Below are 21,251 nucleotides of genomic sequence, written 5' to 3' on the forward strand. Positions count from 1 at the left end.
AGGAAAGGCGACTCCTGTGGGGGGTCGCCTTTTTTTGTGGTCGCTGGATTTCCCGCCACACCACACATCCCCTGTGGGAGCGAGCCTGCTCGCGATGACGGAGTGTCAGTCACCATCAATGTTGAATGTTAAACAGCCTTCGCGAGCAGGCTCGCTCCCACATTTGGCCGAGGTTGGCCTGAAAAATACTGCGAGCGTCCTACAGCCATTGCTGTGCTGGAGGAGGATTCCGACAAGTTCTATCGGTTGTCGTATCGGAAGTCCGGGCGATAGGCTTTCGGGGTCGCTGCAAATTCAGCGACCGGGTTTGGTCGCCCAGGTTTAGAATGGCGCACTTTTCGTGCTTGCTTCATGGCGAGCTGTGCGTGGGAGGGCTTCGGCCCTGCCGGGTTCCATTCCCTGGTCGACCAACCTGCGTACGGTTTGCCACCCAACTGCTTGGTCGCAGTCGTGGCGAACTCCCTGTCCTCGAATGGAGCTTCACCATGTTCAAAGAAACACCAAATCCTCCCGAAACCGACGACGTATCCCCCTGCGAATCCGTCGATTCAAAAAAACTCAACGAAGCCGCCGAACGCGCCCTCGACTTCCACTTCCCGTCGATTGCCGACATCAAAGCTACCCCGCGCACACCCAGCTCCCTGTTTACCGTGGACCCAGAGGCGACTACCGAAACCCTCGTGGTTTTTTTGGTCGAGACGCTGGCCTCGGTCGATGTGATGGTCCATCAGTTGGTGGATCATCTAGAGGGTGGGTCGCGCTATGCCCTGCTGGGCATTTCAAACAGCATCATGGTGGCGGAGATCACCGCCAACCGGGTGCTGGATAACATCGACGTACCAAAACCTGCGCCGCACAGCTAATCCCTTGTGGGAGCGGGCTTGCTCGCGAAAGCGGTGCTTCAGTCGATATTAATGCTGAATGACAAACCGCATTCGCGAGCAAGCCCGCTCCCACAATTGAATTTGGTACATCAGCAATATATTGGTCGGCTGTCAGGCCGCCATCGCAGGCAAGCCAGCTCCCACAATGGATCAGGTACGCCTTTCGCCCCTCACCACTCAACAGGCCGAGCGTTAGCTCGCCTGCAGCTCTTGATCTTGATCCACCCGCCCCTTCGGGAGGCTGAGTGGAGGTGTTCATCCGGGGAGTGGCGCGCAGCGCCGTTCGACGCAGTCGAACACGCTGCATGTAGGTCGTCGCGAAGCAGACCGGAGGGCAGTGTCCCCGGATGGATACCGGAACGAAGGAACGCCGAGCCTAAGCGAGGGGCCGGACGCTCGGGGCGAGACCTTTGCTTCCTTTGGGGCGTTTGCCAAAGGGAGTCGCCGTAAGGGCGAAACCGCTAGCCGCCGTTACCGCAGAAACGGATATGTACACCATCAACAAGAGCATGGTCGGCCCAAAGGCCGCCAAGTCAAACACACCTGTCCAAACCCTGAACACACACCCAGAAATATCCCGAGCCATTGAAACCACCCCCCACCTGCCCCATCTAAGACCCATACCCCATTGTGCAGGTGCCCCATGAGCGACCAGCAAGAATTCCCCGAAGACCCGAGCGAATACGCCGACCCAGAGAACGCCGAACACCTCTCCACCGGCAAAAGCCTCGCCCTGCCAGGCCAGAACCTGCCGGACAAGGTCTACATCATCCCGATCCACAACCGCCCGTTCTTCCCGGCCCAAGTGCTGCCGGTCATCGTCAATGAAGAACCGTGGGCCGAAACCCTCGACCTGGTGAGCAAATCCGATCACCACTCCCTGGCCCTGTTCTACATGGACACGCCCCAGGAAGATCCGCGTCATTTCGACACCTCGGCCCTGCCGCTCTACGGCACTTTGGTCAAGGTGCACCACGCCAGTCGCGAAAACGGCAAACTGCAATTCGTCGCCCAGGGCCTGACCCGCGTACGCATCAAAACCTGGCTCAAACACCACCGCCCGCCGTACCTGGTCGAAGTCGAATACCCGCACCAGCCCACCGAGCCGACCGACGAGGTCAAGGCCTACGGCATGGCGCTGATCAACGCGATCAAAGAATTGCTGCCGCTCAACCCGCTGTACAGCGAAGAACTGAAGAACTACCTCAACCGCTTCAGCCCCAACGACCCGTCGCCGCTGACCGACTTTGCTGCGGCCCTGACCTCGGCCACCGGCAGCGAGCTGCAAGAAGTGCTCGACTGCGTGCCGATGCTCAAACGCATGGAAAAAGTCCTGCCGATGCTGCGCAAGGAAGTCGAAGTCGCGCGTCTGCAAAAAGAGATTTCCGCCGAAGTAAACCGCAAGATCGGCGAGCATCAACGGGAGTTCTTCCTCAAGGAACAACTCAAGGTCATCCAGCAAGAGCTGGGGTTGACCAAGGACGACCGCAGCGCCGACATCGAGCAATTCGAGCAGCGCCTGGAAGACAAGGTCCTGCCGCCTCAGGCGCAAAAACGCATCGAAGAGGAAATGAACAAACTGTCGATCCTCGAAACCGGTTCGCCGGAGTACGCGGTCACCCGCAACTACCTCGACTGGGCGACATCGGTGCCGTGGGGCGTGTTCGGCGAGGACAAACTCGACCTCAAACACGCACGTAAGGTGTTGGACAAACACCATGCCGGCCTCGACGACATCAAGGACCGCATCCTCGAATTCCTCGCGGTCGGTGCCTACAAAGGCGAGATCAGCGGTTCCATTGTGCTGCTGGTCGGTCCACCGGGTGTGGGTAAAACCAGTGTCGGCAAATCCATCGCCGAATCCCTCGGCCGGCCGTTCTACCGCTTCAGCCTCGGCGGCATGCGCGACGAAGCCGAGATCAAGGGTCACCGCCGCACCTACATCGGCGCGCAGCCGGGCAAACTCGTCCATGCGTTGAAAGATGTCGAAGTGATGAACCCGGTGATCATGCTCGACGAGATCGACAAAATGGGCCAGAGCTACCAGGGCGACCCGGCCTCGGCGCTGCTGGAAACCCTCGACCCGGAACAGAACGTTGAATTCCTCGACCACTACCTGGACTTGCGTCTGGACCTGTCGAAAGTGCTGTTCATCTGCACCGCCAACACCCTGGACTCAATTCCCGGCCCGTTGCTGGACCGAATGGAAGTGATTCGCCTGTCGGGTTACATCACCGAAGAAAAAATCGCCATCGCCAAGCGTCATCTGTGGCCCAAGCAACTGGAAAAGGCCGGTGTATCCAAAGGCAGCCTGAGCATCAGCGACAGCGCGTTGAAAGCCTTGATCGACGGATATGCCCGTGAAGCCGGGGTGCGCCACCTGGAAAAACAACTGGGCAAACTGGTGCGCAAAGCCGTGGTGAAATTGATCGACGAGCCAAAAGCAGTGATCAAAATCGGGCCGAAAGACCTCGAAGCCTCGCTCGGCCATCCGGTATTCCGCAACGAGCAGGTACTGTCCGGCACCGGCGTCATCACGGGGCTGGCCTGGACCAGCATGGGCGGCGCGACTCTCCCGATCGAAGCCACGCGGATTCACACACTCAACCGGGGTTTCAAACTCACCGGGCAATTGGGTGACGTGATGAAAGAGTCGGCGGAAATTGCCTACAGCTACGTCAGTTCCAATCTGAAGTCGTTTGGCGGTGATCCGAAGTTCTTCGACGAAGCTTTCGTACACTTGCACGTACCGGAAGGCGCCACCCCGAAAGACGGCCCGAGCGCCGGCGTGACCATGGCCAGCGCCCTGCTCTCGCTCGCGCGTAATCAGCCGCCGAAAAAAGGCGTGGCCATGACCGGTGAACTGACGCTGACCGGGCATGTACTGCCGATTGGCGGCGTGCGCGAGAAGGTGATTGCAGCGCGGCGGCAGAAAATCTTTGAGTTGATCTTGCCGGAGCCAAACCGTGGAAGCTTTGAAGAGTTGCCGGATTATCTGAAAGAAGGGATTACCGTGCACTTCGCCAAGCGCTTTGCGGATGTGGCGAAGATTTTATTTTAAGCGATTCGAATGCGCCGCTGCCTAGCGACGATCCGCCGGGCAGTGAGCGCAATCGCTATAAGCAGGTACTAAAGACAAGCAATTCAGACTTAACAACTGTCATATCTGACAGTATCCCCGTTCAAAATTCTCCGTCACTCTTCCTGTTCAAAGTTCTCAGTCATCGCAGGAAGTCCCCCATGGCAAGCACCAATGAAATTAAAGCGCTTTTTGTTGACGGCCAATTAACCGTCGAAACGAAAGATGTAACAGACCCTACCTCACCACTACCCCTCACAACATTTACCACCACAGAGCTGGATTACGCTCCCGACCTTTTCAGGCCGGGCTTTCGCATTACTTACTATAAAAACAAGGGTTCATCTAGCGACCGACAGCTTCATTTCTCATTTATCGCAGATGAAGATCGAGTCGCCATCTCTTACTATGAAACTCTCACCACCGAAAGTGGCCCCCGACCTTATGACTACGTATTGATCGAATCCTCAGCGACCGTCGACCGAATAGAAATAACGCCCACCAAGCACAGGTACGCGATAACCGATTTCAGAATCCTGGCAAAGTCCAGACAAGGGAACGAAACGCGCGAGATTACTGGCCGGGGTCATCTGTTCATCTATGATCTTTCGCTCCCGGGCTAGACTTCGGAACTTGTCCTGTGGAGCGCTTTAACTTCGCTCCGCAGGCAACCCAAGACCCGTCATACATGCCTGACATTTATCCGTTTTGGATGGCGTCACAATTTGTCTCATCTTCAGTTATGCTCGCCGTTCGTCGTGAATGCCGGAGCCACTGACCTTATGTCCCCCACCCGCCTGTTTGTCCCCCTCGCCCTCTCCTTGCTGGCCGCTTGCGCCACGCAACCGAAACAGAACGTGACCGTGGAAAAACAAAGCGAATGCCCGGTGAAACTGTACAGCGGGCAAAACCTGATCCTGACCCTGCCAAGCAACCCGACCACGGGTTACCGCTGGGCAATCCAGGATTCGGCCGGTGGCGTATTGCGCGCGCTCAGCCCCGAGGTTTACAGCAACCCGAAAGATGCGGGGATCGTCGGCAGCGCCGGCATCTCGACCTGGCGCTTTCAGTCCTTCACCGCAGGCACGGGACGTTTGCGCCTGACCTACTCACAGCCATGGGCACCGGAAGTACCGGCGGTGGAAAGCTTCGACTGCGCCATCTCGGTTAACTGATCGTGGGCTGGCTGATTCTGGCGCTGATGGGCGCGGTAACTTTTCTCTACGGCGTGAGCGTGCACGCCGCGCTGCTCTGCCTGCTGGTCAAACCGCTGCCAATATTGGCGCTGCTCGGTTGGTTGCATGACGCATCGCCCAGTGAGTATCGGCGCTGGATCAGCCTTGGATTGATTTTCTCCCTGCTCGGCGATGTGCTGCTGGCATGGCCGGGGGATTTGTTTGTGTTTGGTCTTGGGGCTTTTCTGGTCGCCCACCTGGCCTATCTGAAGGCTTACTTGAGTGATTGCCGGCGGTTGGCGTTGTTGCCGCTGATCATCGCTTTGGGCGTCGGTGCGGTATTGCTGGCGATCTTGATTTCCAATGGGCTGGGTCCGTTGCTGATCCCGGTCATCGTCTACGGCCTGGCCATCAGCGCCATGCTTTGGCGGGCGCTGGCTCGACTGGGCACCGATGTGCCCAAACGCTCGGCGTTGCTGGCGGCGGCAGGTGCGGTGGCGTTTGTGTTTTCCGACAGCGTGATTGGCATCAATCGGTTTGTCGCGCCGTTTAATGCCGCGCCTTATGTGATCATCCTCAGCTATTGGCTGGGGCAATGGGGGATTGCGGCGTCGGCGTTCGCTCAGAAGCCGCGCTGAATCCATCGCGAGCAGGCTCGCTCCCACAAGTACAGCGCCATCCTGTGGGAGCGAGCCTGCTCGCGATAGCAATGTCACTGACAGCGAAGATTCCAGGCCCTTCCCCGGCGCTTTATCAGACAACCCGCGCATCCCCCCGTCAATTTGGCTAAAATGCCGGCCTTTTCCACCAACGCCGCTGGAACCGCCGTGAGCAAAGAACCCGATCGCCTTTTCGCCCAGCCTTTGGCCCAGGTGCCCGACTTCGCCTTTAACGAGGACGTGGTGCGGGTGTTCCCGGACATGATCAAGCGCTCGGTGCCGGGTTATCCGACCATCGTTGAAAACCTTGGCGTGCTCGCCGCGCAATTCGCCCAGCCCAACAGCGTGCTCTACGACCTGGGCTCGTCGCTCGGCGCCGTGACTCAGGCCCTTCGCCGTCACGTACGCACCGACGGCTGCCGGGTGATCGCTGTGGATAACTCTGCGGCGATGGTCGAACGTTGCCGCGAATACCTCAACGGTCAGGACTCGATGTTCCAGGAGCTGCTGCCGGTGGAAGTGATCGAAAGCGACATTCTGGCCCTGCAATTCCAGCCAGCCTCAGTGGTCGCGCTGAACTTCACCCTGCAATTCATCGCCCCGGAGCAGCGCACCGCGTTGCTCTCGCGTATCCACCAATCGTTGCTGCCCGGTGGCGCACTGATCCTGTCGGAAAAGCTGCGCTTCAACGACCTCGAAGAACACGCGCTGCTCACTGACTTGCATGTCGCGTTCAAGCGCGCCAATGGCTATAGCGAACTGGAGATTGCCCAGAAGCGTAGCGCCATCGAAAACGTCATGAAGCCCGACAGCCTCGAAGAACACCGCGAGCGCCTGCTGGCCGCCGGGTTCTCGAAAGTCGTGCCGTGGTTCCAGTGTCTTAACTTTGCCTCGTTGATTGCCTTGCCATGATTGATCTGTCCCCCCTCGCCCGCCGTCTGGCCGGCACGCCGCTGGCCGAATGGGCCAACACGCTGCAAGCGCAACTCGACAAGAAAATGGAAAAGGGTCATGGCGACCTGGAGCGCTGGCAGAGTGCGCTGGACGCTTTGCCGAAGATTCAGCCGAGCGAAGTTGATTTGCTCAACGGTCTGACGCTGGACACCGATTGCGACTTTGAGACCCGCGCGCAAATGCGTACCGCGCTGATGGGCCTGTCGCCATGGCGCAAAGGTCCGTTCGATCTGTTTGGCGTGCATGTCGACACCGAATGGCGATCGGACTGGAAATGGTCGCGGGTTTCACCGCATCTGGATCTGAAGGGCAAACGCATCCTCGATGTCGGCTGCGGCAATGGCTACTACATGTGGCGCATGCTCGGTGCCGGGGCCGACAGCGTGATTGGCGTTGACCCGAACTGGCTGTTCTTCTGTCAGTTCCAGGCGGTACAGCGTTATCTGTCCGAACCCAATGCCTGGCACTTGCCGTTCCCGTTCGAAGACCTGCCGCCAAACATGGAAGGCTTCGACACGGTATTTTCCATGGGTGTGTTCTATCACCGCCGCTCGCCGATCGAGCATTTGCTGGCGCTGAAGGATTGCCTGGTCAAGGGCGGCGAACTGGTGTTGGAGACCCTGGTAATCGAGGGCGATCAGCAGCAGGTATTGGTGCCGGAAGACCGTTATGCGCAGATGCGCAACGTCTGGTTCCTGCCGTCGGTGCCGGCGCTGGAACTGTGGCTGCGTCGCGCCGGGTTCACAGATGTTCGCTGCGTGGACGTGAGCGTGACCACGGTCGAGGAACAGCGCGGTACGGAATGGATGAAGTATCAGTCGCTGAGCGATTTCCTTGATCCGCAAGATCACAGCAAGACGGTTGAAGGGCTGCCGGCGCCGATGCGCGCCGTCATCGTTGCTCGCAAGTAAACCCGATCTCCCTACCAATGGAGATCAAAAATGTGGGAGCGGGCTTGCTCGCGAAAGCGGTAGATCAGTCAACATTTCTGCTGAATGTTAAACCGCATTCGCGAGCAAGCCCGCTCCCACATTGGTTTGTGTTTATTCTGCGAGTTTGGCTCTGCGGGCCTTGAAGAATTCGCTTAGCACCGCGCCACACTCCTCGGCCAACACCCCGCCCTCAAACAGCACTCGATGATTAAGAAATCCTTGAGTGAAAAACTGCCCCTGACTCTGCACAATCCCGGCCTTTGGCTCCAGCGCCCCATACACCACCCGCGCAATCCGCGAATGCACGATCAGCCCGGCGCACATGCTGCACGGCTCAAGCGTCACGTAGAGCGTACTGCCGGGCAGACGATAGTTGCTGGCCGCCAACGCGGCAGCACGGATCGCAACCATCTCGGCATGAGCACTGGGGTCATTGCCGCTGATCGGGCAATTGAAACCCCGGCCGATGATTTCTCCGTCCTGCACCAGCACCGCGCCCACTGGCACTTCGCCAAGGGCCGCGCCTTGGGCGGCCAGCGCCAGGGCTTCACGCATGAAGTCACGATCACGGCTGCGGTCGATGATGGCGGCGGGACGAATCTGACGCATCACGCCACCTCGATGGCGGCCATCAGGCCGGTTTCCATGTGGTCGATCACATGGCAGTGAAACATCCAGATCCCCGGGTTATCCGCCACCAGCGCCACTTGCGCGCGTTCGTTCTTGCCCAACAGGTAAGTGTCGGTGAAGTACGGAATGACCTTGTGCCGGTTCGAGGCAATAACTTTGAAGCTCATGCCGTGCAGGTGAATCGGGTGCTGATACTGAGTCATGTTCTTCAATTCGAATATGTAGCTTTTGCCCTTTTCGAGCTTGGCAATCGGGCGGTCGGCGCAGGTCTTGTCGGTGATGTCCCAGGCCTTGCCGTTGATCTGCCACAGGCTCGGTGGCTTGCCGTTGTCGACGTTGACTGACACCGAACCCACCCATTCGAAATTGAAGTTGAGTTTCTCGGCATTGGCCAGGTCCGGTTCTGCCACCGGGTTGGCGGGCAGTGCGGGCGGCCACTGGGTCGGTGCATCGGTGTTCGCCACCGAGCGCAGCGTACCCAAGCGCACCGGGCCATTGCGCAAGGAGAGCTCTTCGCCCGCCGGCGGCGCCTTGATCGCCAGGCAGATGCGCATGCCTGGGCCGAGCCAGTATTCCTTACCGAGCGGCCGTGGCTCAATGGGATTGCCATCCAGCGCGTAGATCTGCGCTTCGACGCCGGGAATGTTGAGGCGATATGTCAGCGTGTTATCCAGGTTGAGCAAACGCACACGGGTGATCTGCCCGGCGGGCAAGTCGATCACCGCTTGTGCGACACCATTGATCGTCGACAGGCGCCCCGCCGTGCCGCCACGTGCTGCTTCGCGCGGAATGCTGAACGCGACAAACGCGCCGTCCTCATCCACGTGCCAGCTTTTGAGGCTCAGGGTTTTTTCGTACTTGAACCCGGTGGGCTCGCGCTCTTCGATAATCAATGGGCCGACCAGACCGCGACCGAGTTCTTCACTGCTGTTCACGTGCGGGTGATACCAGTAGCTGCCGGCGTCCGGCACGCGGAATTTGTAGTCGAAGTATTCGCCCGGCAGCACTGGAAGCTGTGAGACGTAAGGCACGCCGTCCATTTCCAGCGGCAGGCGGATGCCATGCCAGTGGATGGTGGTGGCGACCGGCAGGTGGTTGATGAAGCGCACCCGCAGCCATTCGCCCTGACGCACGCGCAACTCGGTACCGGGCGCCGACGGACCGAACGCCCAGGCTTGGGTCTTGTGCCCGGCCACCAGTTCAACGTCCAGTGGTGCGGCGATCAGCTCATAGTCGTGGCCCGCATCGGCGTCGGCCATCTTGCCCAGCCAGTACCGCGACGCGCCCCCCGCTCCGACACCAACGACAACAAGACCGGCCAGGCCACCGAGGATTTGGCGACGGGTAAAGGACATGAACTCAACTACCTCACGTATCAGCGACAGGCGCGGGGCCTGTAAAAGGCGAATACGATACACCTGCGGTTGAGAAACAGTAAGGGCAGCGCGGCGACTGATCACACCAGATTGTAAGGCCCCAAAAAGATCGCAGCCTTCGGCAGCTCCTACATTTGAACGTCGTACACCCTGTAGGAGCTGCCGAAGGCTGCGATCTTTTGAGGCCTCACTTACCTCTCGAGTCGTAATAAAAGATGCACCACCCCATCATTCAGCAGCATCACCCCTGGCACACCCGCAGCACTCAATCCCTGCCGATCCACCCGCCCCACCTCCCGCAACTCCACCCGAACCCGGGTCAGCGCCACCGGCTGCTGCGACTTGAGGTTATCCACACCGCCCAGTGCGGCTACGACATCCGGCGCCAGCCCAGAAACAGGCTGAGCAACCACCTTCGGCTCATCCACGATCAGATCCGGCGTCAATGCTTTCCAGAACGCCCGCTGCATTTTCTCGAACATGCTCAGTTCTCCAGTACCCGTGAAGTATCGACCGTCGCCTCGTGATACAGCCGCAACGCCTCGCGCACGTGCTCGGCGCTTTCCAGGCCCAGCACTTGCTGGGCGATGGCCTGGCAGTTCAACAGATCCAGTTCGCGAACCGCCGCTTTGATGGCAGGGATCAGCGGCACACTCACCGACAGTTCATCCACCCCAAGTCCCAGCAGCAGCGGCACCGCCAGCCTTTCGGACGCCATGGCACCGCACACACCGACCCATTTGCCATGGGCATGGGCAGCCTTCACGGTGCTGGCGATCAGCCGCAGCACCGACGGATGAAAGCTGTCGGCCTGACTGGCCAGGCGCGGATGATCGCGGTCCATGGCCAGGGTGTATTGGGTCAGGTCATTGGTGCCGATCGAGAAGAAATCCACTTCGGGCGCAAACAGGTCGGCCATCAGGGCCGCTGCCGGCACTTCGATCATGATCCCCAGTTTCGGCAGTTCAGTAAGGCCCAATGTCAGCGCCTCTTCCTCAAGCAGCTGCCGGGCCAGTCGCAACTCCGACAGCTGCGTGACCATGGGCAGCATGATGTGCAGACGGGCCAGCCCGGCGCAGCTCAGAATCGCCTTGAACTGATCACGCAACAGCTGCGGGCGCTCCAGACACAAACGAATCCCGCGCATGCCCAGGAACGGGTTGGTTTCGCTGTCCATCGGCACGTAGGCCAGAGGTTTGTCGCCGCCGACATCCAGTGTGCGCACCACCAGATTACGCGCCGGCCCGAGTGCTTTGGCGATGGCGCTGTAGGTGGATGTTTGCTCGTCATGGCTTGGCGCATGATTGCGATCCAGATAAAGAAACTCCGAACGCAGCAATCCGACGCCCTCGCCTCCCAGTGCCACAGCCTGCTCCGCTTCAGCCAGCGAGGCGATGTTGGCCGTCACTTCAACGTGGTGTCCATCGCGGGTACACGCCGCCAGCGCAGCGTGCGCCAGTTCATGTTGATGGCGCTTCTGTTGACGCTGACGGTTGGCTTGCAGCTGCTCGATAGCCACCAGATCCGGGTCCAGATGCAGCTCGCCCTTGTCGGCGTCGAGCAACACTTGGGTGCCGTTGGCCAGCGCCAGCACCTGAACGGGCAGCCCGCAGATCGCCGGCAAACCGAACGCACGCGCGAGGATCGCGACGTGGCTGGTAGCGCCGCCACCGACCGTGGCGAAACCCAGTACCTTGCGAGTATCGAGCCCGACGGTCTGTGACGGCGTCAGTTGTTCGGCGATCAGGATCGCCCCTTCCGGCAGCTCCATCGCCTGATCCTGTACGCCGAGGATCAGCTTGAGTACGCGCTGGCCGACATCGGCCAGGTCCGCGGCTCGTTCCGCCAGCAAGGCGTTGCCCAGGCGCTTGAACAAGGTTGCCGTCGACTCGGTGGCTGCGCGCCAGGCGAACCCGGCACTTTTGCCTTCGATGATCAGCGCCTCGGCCTGATCCAGCAGACTCGGGTCTTCAAGCAGTTCCTGGTGCGCCTTGAAAATCTCGGCCTGGGCATCCCCGGTGGCGTTGTCACGCAGCTGCTGCAAGGCCAGCACCGCTTCGGCCAAGGCCCGAGACAGATGTTTTCGCTCAACCTGCGGACCGACTCCGAACTCGCTCACTTCAAGCGTCTGCTCGGCGACCTGCACAACCTGGCCAAACGCCGAACCCGCCGAGGCACAGACTCCGCGCAAAACATTCAGCGATGACGCTTCAATCGTCTCAATCTCTGCCACCACGGCTACCGTCTCGCCACACCCGGCGGTCAGCAATTCAGTCAGTGCCTTGATCGCCGCTTCAGCGTCCGGGCCAGCCGCGCTGACTTGCACAACGTCACCGTGAGCCGTCTGCAACGCCATAATCGCCACCAAGGATCTCGCGTTCGCACTCGCCTGCTGTTTATGCAAGTAAATGCTCGCCGAAAAACCTTTCGCCGCCTGGGCGAACACCGCTGCCGGACGGGCGTGCAAGCCGTTCGGGTTGGCCAGTGTCACCGGCTTGGAAAACAGTGCTTCGCCCTCTTCCGGCACCGGCTCATCCGTTGTCCGCGGGGCGGCATTCAAGCTCAGTAACGGCTGACCACTTTCTACCAAACCCGTTTCCGGCGTCAGCCAAGTGAACGGCTCACCGCTGACCACCAGCATCAACGTCAGCAGGCTGCGGGCATTCAATGCAATAAAATCGGCATCGAACTCGATCAGGGCCTGCCCCGCTTCAACCCGCTGGCCTTCCTCCACCAACCGGGTAAAGCCCTGGCCGGCCAGGTTCACGGTGTCGAGCCCGATGTGCATCAACACCTGAACGCCGTGGTCGTCAGTGATGCTGACGGCATGCCCACTGGCCTGCACATTGCTGACAACCCCGGCCAGCGGTGCGCACAGGGTTTGCGTGGTCGGATCGATGCACAGACCATCGCCGATCACGCGACTGGAGAACACCGGGTCCGGCACCTGATCCAGCGGCATCAGCACGCCGGACAAAGGAGCCAGCAGTTGCAATTGTTGGGGTGTGGCCATGACGTCACCTGCTGTTTTGTTCTTTGAAGTGCCGATGGAGCGCGAGGCTCCGACAGCATCGCTTATTTCCACCAGTACTCGACCTGCAATCCGACATTTGAACCGTGTCGCGCGGTGCCGAACGCTCCGGTGTCGGACAACGCCGAACCCGCCGCCAGTTCATTGGCCGCCCGTTTGGCCGCCTCGTTCCAGCTGGCATAGGTGTAATACAGACGCACCTCGGGGCGCGCCCAGAATTCCGGGCCCTTGGGCGACCAAGTCGGGGCGAAGGTGAACTTGCTCAGTTTGCGCGTGCCGCCCGTGGCTTCGACTTGGTCGTGGCCCAGTTCGGCCACCAGTTTGAACTGCTCGGTGATCGCATAGGCAGGGCGGACACCCAGGGAAATCCAGTTCTGATCGGTACCGTCCGCACGAATGTCTTTCTGGTAAACCGCCTCGACTTGCCCGCCAAAGCGCGGCGTCACTTGCCAGTCGAAGAACTCCACCACCCGGTAACTTTTGTTGCTGTCGTCGAGCTTCACGTTACCGGTATAGCCCAACCCGGTGCCGGGGCCTTCGCCGTACTGGAAGGCCAGTTTGTTCTTGCCGCCCAGAAAGCCTTTCTGCACATGCTGGGTGGTGATCGCCCAGCCACGGTGAGCCTCTTGGCTGTCGGGTTTGTCGATGTAGCTCAGCCCGAACTCCAGTTCACCGCCGGGGTTGGTGTTGAAGCCGGCAACGTTGAAGTCGTGTCGGTTGATGTAGTCCTTCTGGTACAGGTTGTCCTTGCGCGAGAAGGCGTAGCTGTATTTCAGATCGCCGATCAGCACGTCTTCGATACCGCCGCCGGTGGCGCTCTGGTTCCAATAGTAGAAGTCGGAAATATGAATATCGTTCCGTTTGTAGTAACGCCGGCCGGCCCACAGTGAGCCGCCGTTGAGGGCGGGCATGTTCGACCATTGCGCGTACAGCTGCGGCAGGCGCACCGAGCCATTGTCACCGTTAAAGGTTAGGTCCTTGTCGTACTGGTTGTACAACGAAGCCATGCCGTCGACGCTGAATACCGAACCGTCATCGAGCGTGTACAAATCCTGCCGCAGTTCCAGCTCCCCGTACTGCTCGCATTCGTTGCCCAATCGATATTTGGTCTGCGCGCCCGGCAGCTGGAAACACTGCTGTTTACTGCTGTTGACCGAGGTGCCGACGCCGCTACGCAAGTACCCCCCGAACTCCAGGGCTTGTGCCGACAGTGGCAACGCCAGGCATACGCTTGCAACCGCAAGGCTGCGATTTATTGTTGTTTTCAAGAGCTACTCCATTATTTTTATTGTGTGCAGCGGCAAAATCGGCGCGCAAAACTCCCCCGCGCAGCGTCTTGCGTGTTTTTTGAGTCGGTGTTTTTTTTGCGGTGGGTCAGTCGGTCAAATGCAACACGAATGACTCATAAGGCCGTAAGAGGACCTGACGATTTCGCGCTGGACAGTCCGGATAATTGCTAATGACCAGACGCTGAACCATGGTTTCGCTGATTACTTCATCCGGCAGGTCGACTTCGCATGGCATGCCGTAGAAGTTGTTCAGCACCAACAACCGTTCGCCACTGCCTTCACGCACGTACGCCCAGATTTGCGTGTGCTCGTGCAATAGTTGCCGGTAGACACCGTCAGACATCAGCGCCTCAGTGCGACGCAGGGCAATCAACCGACGGTAGTGATGCAACACGGAATCCGGGTCGTCGAGCTGGGTGGCGACGTTGATCTGCGCGGCGTTGGCTGGCACCCCGATCCACGGCTCGACAGCGCTGAAACCGGCGTTAGGCTCGGCGTTCCAGTGCATCGGCGTACGGCCGTTGTCCCTGGACTTCTGCATGATCGCCGCCATGTTGTCGGCGTCGCTCGCACCCGCCTCGCGCTTGAGCCGGAAGATGTTCAGCGTCTCGACATCGCGGTACTGATCGATGTGATCAAAGCCCGGATTGGTCATACCCAATTCCTCGCCCTGGTACACGAACGGCGTGCCCTGAAGGAAGTGCAGCGCGGTGCCGAGCATCTTCGCCGAGAGCACCCGATACTCGCCGTCATGGCCAAACCGCGAGACCACCCGTGGCTGGTCGTGGTTACACCAGAACAGCGCATTCCAGCCGCCGCCAGCCTGCATGCCGGTTTGCCAATCGGAGAGTATCCGCTTGAGTTGGAGGAAGTCGAAATCGGCGCGAATCCACTTCTGCAGGTTCGGGTAATCGACCTTCAGGTGATGGAAATTGAAGGTCATCGACAACTCCTTCGACTCCGGACGCGAGTAGCGAATGCAATGTTCCAGGCTGGTGGAGGACATCTCGCCGACGTTGATCAGGTCATGGCCTTCGAAGACTTCGCGGTGCATTTGCTGCAGGTATTCGTGGACGTTCGGGCCGTCGGTGTAGAAACGTCGACCGTCGGTGTTGTCCTCGGGAAAGTCCGGCGGTTTGGAGATCAGGTTGATCACGTCCAGTCGGAAACCGCCCACGCCTTTGTCGCGCCAGAACCGCATCATCTTGAAGACTTCAGCGCGTACCTTGGGGTTGTCCCAGTTCAGGTCGGCCTGAGTGTGGTCGAACAGGTGCAGGAAGTACTGGCCGGTCTGGGCTTCGTACTCCCAGGCCGAACCGCCGAACTTGGATTCCCAGTTGTTCGGCTGATCGCGCCAGATGTAGAAGTCACGGTAAGGGTTGTCCAGGCTGCTGCGCGCCTGCTGGAACCAGGTGTGCTCGACCGAGGTGTGATTGACCACGATGTCGAGCATCAATTTGATCCCGCGCTTGCCGGCCTCGGCAATCAGCAACTCGCAATCGGCCATGGTCCCGTAGCTCGGGTCGATGGCGTAGTAGTCGCTGATGTCGTAACCGTTGTCGCGCTGGGGCGAGCGCAGGAACGGCGTGATCCACAGGCAATCGACGCCCAGCCAGTGCAGGTAATCGAGCTTGGCCACAACACCAAGCAAATCACCCGTGGGGTTGCCGGCGTGGCTGTGAAAACTCTTCGGGTAGATCTGGTAGATCACCGAACGTTGCCAGTCTTGCATGGCGGATTCCTTCAACAAATTAATGTGGCGCCCCTCAGGCGACCCGATACCCGGGCCGAACAATCTTCATGCTCAATCCGCAGGTCAGAACAAACGGCACAACCATCGCAATGACCATCCCGATCACGAACATCGGGATGAACTGCGGAATGATCGAGATAAAACCGGGCAAGCCACCGACGCCGATCGCCGATGCCTGGACCTTGTTCAGCGACAGGAAGATGCAGCCCAGGGCCGAACCAATCAGGGCTGCGTAGAACGGAAATTTGTAGCGTAGGTTGACCCCGAACATCGCCGGCTCAGTGATGCCGAAGTAAGCGGAAATCGCCGAGGTCGAGGCCATGCTTTTATCCCGCACGTTACGGGTCATGTAGAACACCGCCAGTGCTGCACTGCCCTGGGCAAGGTTGGACATGACGATCATCGGCCAGATGAATGTGCCGCCCTGGGTGGAAATCAGCTGCAAGTCGACCGCGAGGAACATGTGGTGCATGCCGGTGATCACCAGCGGCGCGTAGAGCAAACCGAAAATCGCACCGCCGACCATCGGCGCCAGGTCGAACAGCATGACCACGCCTTCGGTGATGAGAATCCCCAGATGCCGGGTCACCGGGCCGATCACCGCCAGCGCCAACACGCCGGTGACGACGATGGTGGTGATCGGCACCACCAGCAATTGCACCGCGTTCGGCACCCGCGCCCGCAGCCATTTCTCGATGACGCTCATCACGTAGGCCGCCATCAGGATCGGCAGAATCTGGCCCTGATAACCGACCTTTTCAATCTGGAATAAACCGAGGATGTCGAAGTACGGCAGGCTCTGGCCGTCGAGACCCGCAACTGCCTTGCCGTAGTTCCAGGCATTGAGCAGATCGGGGTGAACGAGCATCAGACCAAGCACGATGCCGAGGATTTCGCTGCCACCAAAACGCTTGGCCGCCGACCAGCCCACCAGGGCCGGGAGAAACACGAAAGAAGTGTTGGCCATCAGGTTGATCAGGCTCCAGAGACCGTCGAGGGCTGGATAAGCCTCAAGCAGTGTCTTGCCTTCGATGAACATGCCTTTCGCACCGATCAGGTTGTTGATGCCCATCAACAGCCCCGCAATGATCAGCGCCGGCAGGATCGGCATGAACACGTCGGAAAACACCCGCACCAGACGCTGCATGGCGTTGATCTTGTCGGCGCTTTTTTGTTTAACGTCGGCGATGGTTGAGGCGGCCAGACCGGTTTGACGGCGAAGTTCCGCGTAGACCTTTTCGACGTCACCAGGGCCGATAACGACCTGGAACAGGCCGCCGGTGAAGAACGAGCCTTTGACCAAATCGATCTGATTCAAGGTGCCGCTGTTGACCAGGCTCGGGTCCTTGAGGGCAAGGCGCAGCCGCGTCGCAATGCGCCGCCTGCTCGAGGTTGTCACTGCCACCGAGGCTTTGCAGTAGCTCGCTGGCGATGTTCGGATAGTCGTGGCTCATGCTTGATCTTCCGCTGTAGTTTTTTGTTATTGGCAGCACGCCGAAGCGAAAAGTACTCGTCTGTACGAGTTAAAGCAACAACTCGTACAGACGAGTTTGCATTTGTTTATTCTGAACCCGACCGGTAGCGACATTTCCTACCTCTGAAGTCGATGAAACCTAAAGCCGCATGGACAAACCCCTACCCTGCCCTTAAGGTTCGAAACCTTGAGTACATCGCGGCACAGAGCCATCCCCATGAGTAAATACAACCAGATCTACAGCGATCTGCTTGCCAGCATCACGACCGAACGTCTGGAACGCGGCGCCCGGTTGCCTTCCGAAACCGAATTGATGGACAGCTACCAGGCCAGCCGCGGCACCGTGCGCAAGGCCATCGAGCAATTGCAGGAGCGCGGTTTCGCTCAGAAGGTCCACGGCAAAGGCACGTTCGTGCTGGCGACCAACCCGATCGAATTCCAGCTCGGCGGCATCGTCAGCTTTCAGGAAACTTATCCACGCCTGGGTAACGACGTCAGCACCGAAGTGGTCGAGTTCACTCAACTCCCCCTCGAAGGTTCCTTGATCGCACACATCAAGGCTGAAGAAGGCAGCTTGATCACGCGAATCAAGCGCGTACGACGGATTGACGGCAAACGCGTGATCCTGGACGTCAACCATTTTGTCAGCGACGTGATCCCCGGGCTGTCCCGCGACATTGCCGAACACTCGATCTACGCCTTCATCGAGCAGACGCTGCAACTGCAAATCGCCTATGCCCAACGCACTATCGAAGCCGTTCCGCGCAGCAAGGACGACCAACAGCATCTAGACCTCGACGGTCAGAGCCATGTAATCGTCGTCAGCAATCAGACTTTCCTGCAGGACGGCCGCCAGTTCGAATACACCGAATCGCGGCATACCCTGGACAAGTTCTACTTTTCGGATGTAGCCCGTCGCTGACCCTACACGCTTCGGGACCTCGTTTGGGCATAACTATGTAGTGCACATTCCTTGAGCAAACGCGTCATTTTGGACGCCCATTTCTCAAGGAAAGAGAGCACATGACATCGACCGAAAACCGCCCGCTGCCGAATGCCGCAGACAAGGCGACCCTCAAAGCCATTGCCAACCCAGTGGTGCTCAACTGCCCGAGCCTGCAGGACACCGCTCACGAGGTCGCCAAGGACGTTCTGAACAAGCATGGCCTGGTGGATCTCGATCCGGATCACGTTTATTACCATCGATTCAAAACTGCCCAGAGCAACTCGCGGTCTTTCACGGGCTGGGAACATACTTTCGAAAAACCCTATGAATCGCTGACGTTGACGCAACTGATGATCCACCGTTTTCGCGTGACGGATCAGGACAACGCGGACCTGCTGGATCTTTACGGTGGTTTCTACTCGGCCGGCCCGGAAACCGATATCTTCGACGAGCGCAATGAAGTTCGCTTGCATGGCAACGAGGTGTTGGAGGACTTCTGGACCATCAGTTTCAGCGATTACTATCGCAATAAGCTGCGAACATTCTGGGCCGACTATTCGGACGACTTTCGCTCTCTGGCCAAATGCAATTTTCTCGCTAATGCCGTGGAGGCCCGCGACAGCGGGCAGTTGAGTAACGCTGACTTTCAATCAGCCATCGCAGCCGTCATCGGCCCCCTGTCCTGGCCGATCAGTTTGCAGACATTACGCACCGAGGCCTCTAGCGACGCCGGTCTGCGCGTCTGCACCCTGGACGTTGCCGGCCATGTAGCCACCGACATTCTGCGCATCGTCGACAGGAACGGCCGACAAATACTCTACCTTCCGGGAGAAGCCCAAGCCTTCCAGGTGCTCGAAACGCCGACGGACATGCACTGGTGGGTGCTCGGTCAAATGAACGATTCAACCAACCTTCAGGCGTTCCTCAATCATTTTCCGCTGGCCGATCGCCAGGCAATAAACCAGAACATCACCGATCTAATGAATCGGCTGGTGAGCACCTGGGGTCACGGCGATCATCATTTGATCAACCAGAAAGACCAACGGGTGACAGGAGATGCATTCACTTGGCTGCGAAATGCTGTCAGGGACGCAATGGATGCCGAAGCCGACCTGTCGTTGACCTCCAATGGCGACCTGCGCAAAGGCTTATGGATTGGTTACCTGAGTGCAGGCGTGAAAATATTCGGGCCAATGGCGATGATTGGCTGGCCGGTAGCCTTACTGGTGATCGGGGCAAGTCTTGCCAACATGGGGCTGAACATAGACCAGGCGGTCAACGGTAAAACCTCCTCCGAGCGCAAGGCCGGGGTGATCGGCGCGATTTTCAGTGCCATCGACGCACTGTTCAACCTGCCGTTTCTCAGAGGCGCGGGCAGCCTGGCTGAAGCGGGTGGGGAAGTGGACGAATTGATTGACACGGTATCGTCTGCAGAATCGTTGCCCGAATCAGAAAACACCGGCGAAACGGAGGCAGCAGGTGTCTTGGTGGAAAAAGTCCCCTCTGTGCCGGAGTCCGGTCAGCGTCCCCAAGTGCCGGACACCTGGCAGACCAATGAGCTGCTCGAAGGCGAAACGCCCACGAGGGAGGCCGGGAAATTCCAGGGGATCTACCAACTGCCGTCGAACCCCTCGACTGCGATCATGATGAACGACACCGCCTATTACGTACGCTATGAAAATGACGTCAATGGCTCAGGCCATTGGGCCATCATCAATCCGGAAAACCCTCATGCTTTCTCGGAGTCGATTCCGGTACGTCTTAATGAGGAAGGTCATTGGGAAACGGTGCCTCGAAACGGCCTGATGGGTGGAGGAAAACCCGTCGGGACCGGCAGCCCCCCGCCGCGTTTATCGTCTTATGAGGTGCCTTTGCAACTAAGGGAAGAACTGTCCAATGCTGCGCAAGGCTCCGAAGATCGGGCTCTTATGGATGTTTTTGACTCGTTGAAAGAGGGTGACCCCTACAGGGAATTCAAGGCCATCAGGAAACGTCTGTATCAGGATGCCAGCCGATTTTACGAAGCCCCTCAATTACCAACGAGGCCACCGATGCCCGAACTGGCCCCCGCCTCCGACGGTAAAACCATTATCCACTCCGTCCTTGAAGACGCGCGCGGTCTGGTCGTCGGCGAAAGCCATAGCGAGATCGGCAGTAAACAGTTCCTCATCGACAACATGGAAACATTAGCTCGACGAAACGTGAAAACACTTTATATGGAGCACTTGCTGACAGACTTCCATCAGGTTGATCTTGATTCTTTCTTCGATAACAAAGTGATGCCTGCATCGCTTGAAAAGTATCTGGAAGGCCTCGACGCCGGCCATATCACCGACCCGCTAAAACGCTACACATTTCTTGAGTTGGTCAAAGCAGCAAATAAAAACGGGGTCAGGGTCCAGGCAATCGATTGCATGGCCAGTTATCGGGTCAACGGCATGAGGTTTGCGCCTGGCGAATTTCATGCTGGCAGCACAGCTCGACAGAAAATGATGAATTTTTATTCCAGGGAGGTTATCCGCGCTGACCAGGCGGCCCGCGGTACGCATAAATGGGTAGCCCTGATGGGGAATAGCCATGCCAACACCTTTGAAGGTGTCGCGGGCGTCAGTGAGATGGAAGAAGCCATCGGCATACGGATCGAGGATGTCGCCGAAGGCACTTCAAAGGGGATTGAAGTCGATCCAGGCAGAACATTGTCAGACGGAAACATCGATTCATCATCAAGCCTGGTAAAAAGCGACTTCGTGTTGCAAGTCGAAATTCCGTGGGCGGCGAAATCGCTCCCCGAGATTGAGAGCCTGCTGAGCCGTCCCGGCATGTACACCTTGAAGCAGGAGCTACGCCATCTATTTCTGGTCCATCGCAGCAAAGACCATTCAATCGTACGAACACTCATAGAAGAATCGGGGGGGCGTTTTTACATCGAGCGTCCGTCATGGGTCTCGATGAACAAACAACGCTTCAACAGCATCCCTGCCCTTCTTAAAGGTCTCGACCGAATGGGATTGAAACTGGCTGGCTGGTCGAAACCCTTGCTATAACACCCAAACAAAAAAGGCCGTGTGA

The 21,251-nt window shown here is 58.6% G+C and carries 15 protein-coding genes and 1 pseudogene; 9 read left to right on the top strand and 7 right to left on the bottom strand.

All coding sequences use genetic code 11. The features are described 5' to 3' along the window. Window positions 1–485 precede the first annotated feature (485 nt). The 7 genes from ACYZTX_RS24985 to cmoB all read left to right on the top strand — a co-directional run bounded on the left by ACYZTX_RS24985 (window position 486) and on the right by cmoB (window position 7,662). Complete coding sequence (locus tag ACYZTX_RS24985; RefSeq protein WP_462036280.1) at window positions 486–863, top strand: DUF6124 family protein; 378 nt, start codon at window positions 486–488, stop codon at window positions 861–863. A gap of 664 nt (window positions 864–1,527) precedes the next feature. Beyond that, window positions 1,528–3,945 carry an endopeptidase La gene (lon, locus tag ACYZTX_RS24990; protein WP_462036281.1) on the top strand — a complete coding sequence of 806 codons (2,418 nt, stop codon included), beginning with the start codon at window positions 1,528–1,530 and terminating at the stop codon, window positions 3,943–3,945. 179 nt (window positions 3,946–4,124) lie between these two features. After that, window positions 4,125–4,586, top strand: coding sequence for a hypothetical protein (locus tag ACYZTX_RS24995; RefSeq protein ID WP_462036282.1), 462 nt, complete (start codon window positions 4,125–4,127; stop codon window positions 4,584–4,586). Window positions 4,587–4,745: 159 nt separating this feature from the next. After that, window positions 4,746–5,138: a protease inhibitor I42 family protein gene (locus ACYZTX_RS25000; protein WP_462036283.1), complete on the top strand. Its 393-nt coding sequence runs from the start codon at window positions 4,746–4,748 to the stop codon at window positions 5,136–5,138. A gap of 2 nt (window positions 5,139–5,140) precedes the next feature. After that, complete coding sequence (locus ACYZTX_RS25005; protein WP_462036284.1) at window positions 5,141–5,776, top strand: lysoplasmalogenase; 636 nt, start codon at window positions 5,141–5,143, stop codon at window positions 5,774–5,776. 153 nt (window positions 5,777–5,929) lie between these two features. Then, window positions 5,930–6,709 (top strand): carboxy-S-adenosyl-L-methionine synthase CmoA, encoded by a 780-nt coding sequence (gene cmoA, locus ACYZTX_RS25010; protein ID WP_462036285.1) that lies wholly within the window; start codon window positions 5,930–5,932, stop codon window positions 6,707–6,709. Continuing rightward, complete coding sequence (gene cmoB, locus ACYZTX_RS25015; RefSeq protein WP_462036286.1) at window positions 6,706–7,662, top strand: tRNA 5-methoxyuridine(34)/uridine 5-oxyacetic acid(34) synthase CmoB; 957 nt, start codon at window positions 6,706–6,708, stop codon at window positions 7,660–7,662. The genes cmoA and cmoB overlap by 4 nt, the downstream gene beginning before the upstream one ends. A 132-nt stretch (window positions 7,663–7,794) precedes the next feature. Here cmoB and tadA read toward each other — a convergent pair whose 3' ends face one another. The 7 genes and pseudogenes from tadA to treP form a co-directional block, all read right to left on the bottom strand. After that, window positions 7,795–8,292, bottom strand: a complete 498-nt coding sequence (tadA, locus tag ACYZTX_RS25020) for a tRNA adenosine(34) deaminase TadA (RefSeq protein WP_462036287.1) — start codon at window positions 8,290–8,292, stop codon at window positions 7,795–7,797. Next, window positions 8,292–9,668 carry a multicopper oxidase family protein gene (locus ACYZTX_RS25025; RefSeq protein ID WP_462036288.1) on the bottom strand — a complete coding sequence of 459 codons (1,377 nt, stop codon included), beginning with the start codon at window positions 9,666–9,668 and terminating at the stop codon, window positions 8,292–8,294. Before ACYZTX_RS25025 ends, tadA begins: the two co-directional genes overlap by 1 nt. A 212-nt stretch (window positions 9,669–9,880) precedes the next feature. After that, window positions 9,881–10,171, bottom strand: a complete 291-nt coding sequence (locus tag ACYZTX_RS25030; protein WP_462036289.1) for a PTS transporter subunit EIIB — start codon at window positions 10,169–10,171, stop codon at window positions 9,881–9,883. A gap of 2 nt (window positions 10,172–10,173) precedes the next feature. After that, window positions 10,174–12,702, bottom strand: coding sequence for a phosphoenolpyruvate--protein phosphotransferase (gene ptsP / locus ACYZTX_RS25035; RefSeq protein ID WP_462036290.1), 2,529 nt, complete (start codon window positions 12,700–12,702; stop codon window positions 10,174–10,176). A 62-nt stretch (window positions 12,703–12,764) separates the two neighbouring features. Then, the gene (locus ACYZTX_RS25040) at window positions 12,765–13,988 is read right to left on the bottom strand and encodes a carbohydrate porin (protein WP_462036291.1); all 1,224 of its coding nucleotides are present in this window, start codon (window positions 13,986–13,988) and stop codon (window positions 12,765–12,767) included. A 106-nt stretch (window positions 13,989–14,094) separates the two neighbouring features. Further along, the gene (gene treC / locus ACYZTX_RS25045) at window positions 14,095–15,741 is read right to left on the bottom strand and encodes an alpha,alpha-phosphotrehalase (protein WP_462036292.1); all 1,647 of its coding nucleotides are present in this window, start codon (window positions 15,739–15,741) and stop codon (window positions 14,095–14,097) included. 34 nt (window positions 15,742–15,775) lie between these two features. Beyond that, a pseudogene (gene treP, locus ACYZTX_RS25050) lies at window positions 15,776–17,216 on the bottom strand (PTS system trehalose-specific EIIBC component). A 237-nt stretch (window positions 17,217–17,453) separates the two neighbouring features. On the opposite strand from treP, the gene treR reads away from it, so the two are divergent. Then, entirely contained in the window at window positions 17,454–18,158 is a 705-nt protein-coding gene (treR, locus tag ACYZTX_RS25055; RefSeq protein ID WP_462036293.1) for a trehalose operon repressor, read from the top strand. Between the two features lie 101 nt (window positions 18,159–18,259). Continuing rightward, a complete protein-coding gene (locus tag ACYZTX_RS25060; protein ID WP_462036294.1) occupies window positions 18,260–21,226 on the top strand; it encodes a membrane-targeted effector domain-containing toxin in 2,967 nt (988 codons plus the stop codon). Window positions 21,227–21,251 lie beyond the last annotated feature (25 nt).

This window comes from Pseudomonas sp. MDT1-17 (assembly GCF_054898105.1).

Coding starts and splice junctions, on each gene's coding strand:
- ACYZTX_RS24985 (WP_462036280.1), top strand. CDS start 486: ATGTTCAAAGAAACACCAAATCCTCCCGAAACCGACGACGTATCCCCC.
- lon (WP_462036281.1), top strand. CDS start 1,528: ATGAGCGACCAGCAAGAATTCCCCGAAGACCCGAGCGAATACGCCGAC.
- ACYZTX_RS24995 (WP_462036282.1), top strand. CDS start 4,125: ATGGCAAGCACCAATGAAATTAAAGCGCTTTTTGTTGACGGCCAATTA.
- ACYZTX_RS25000 (WP_462036283.1), top strand. CDS start 4,746: ATGTCCCCCACCCGCCTGTTTGTCCCCCTCGCCCTCTCCTTGCTGGCC.
- cmoA (WP_462036285.1), top strand. CDS start 5,930: ATGCCGGCCTTTTCCACCAACGCCGCTGGAACCGCCGTGAGCAAAGAA.
- cmoB (WP_462036286.1), top strand. CDS start 6,706: ATGATTGATCTGTCCCCCCTCGCCCGCCGTCTGGCCGGCACGCCGCTG.
- tadA (WP_462036287.1), bottom strand. CDS start 8,292: ATGCGTCAGATTCGTCCCGCCGCCATCATCGACCGCAGCCGTGATCGT.
- ACYZTX_RS25025 (WP_462036288.1), bottom strand. CDS start 9,668: ATGTCCTTTACCCGTCGCCAAATCCTCGGTGGCCTGGCCGGTCTTGTT.
- ACYZTX_RS25030 (WP_462036289.1), bottom strand. CDS start 10,171: ATGTTCGAGAAAATGCAGCGGGCGTTCTGGAAAGCATTGACGCCGGAT.
- ptsP (WP_462036290.1), bottom strand. CDS start 12,702: ATGGCCACACCCCAACAATTGCAACTGCTGGCTCCTTTGTCCGGCGTG.
- treC (WP_462036292.1), bottom strand. CDS start 15,741: ATGCAAGACTGGCAACGTTCGGTGATCTACCAGATCTACCCGAAGAGT.
- treR (WP_462036293.1), top strand. CDS start 17,454: ATGAGTAAATACAACCAGATCTACAGCGATCTGCTTGCCAGCATCACG.
- ACYZTX_RS25060 (WP_462036294.1), top strand. CDS start 18,260: ATGACATCGACCGAAAACCGCCCGCTGCCGAATGCCGCAGACAAGGCG.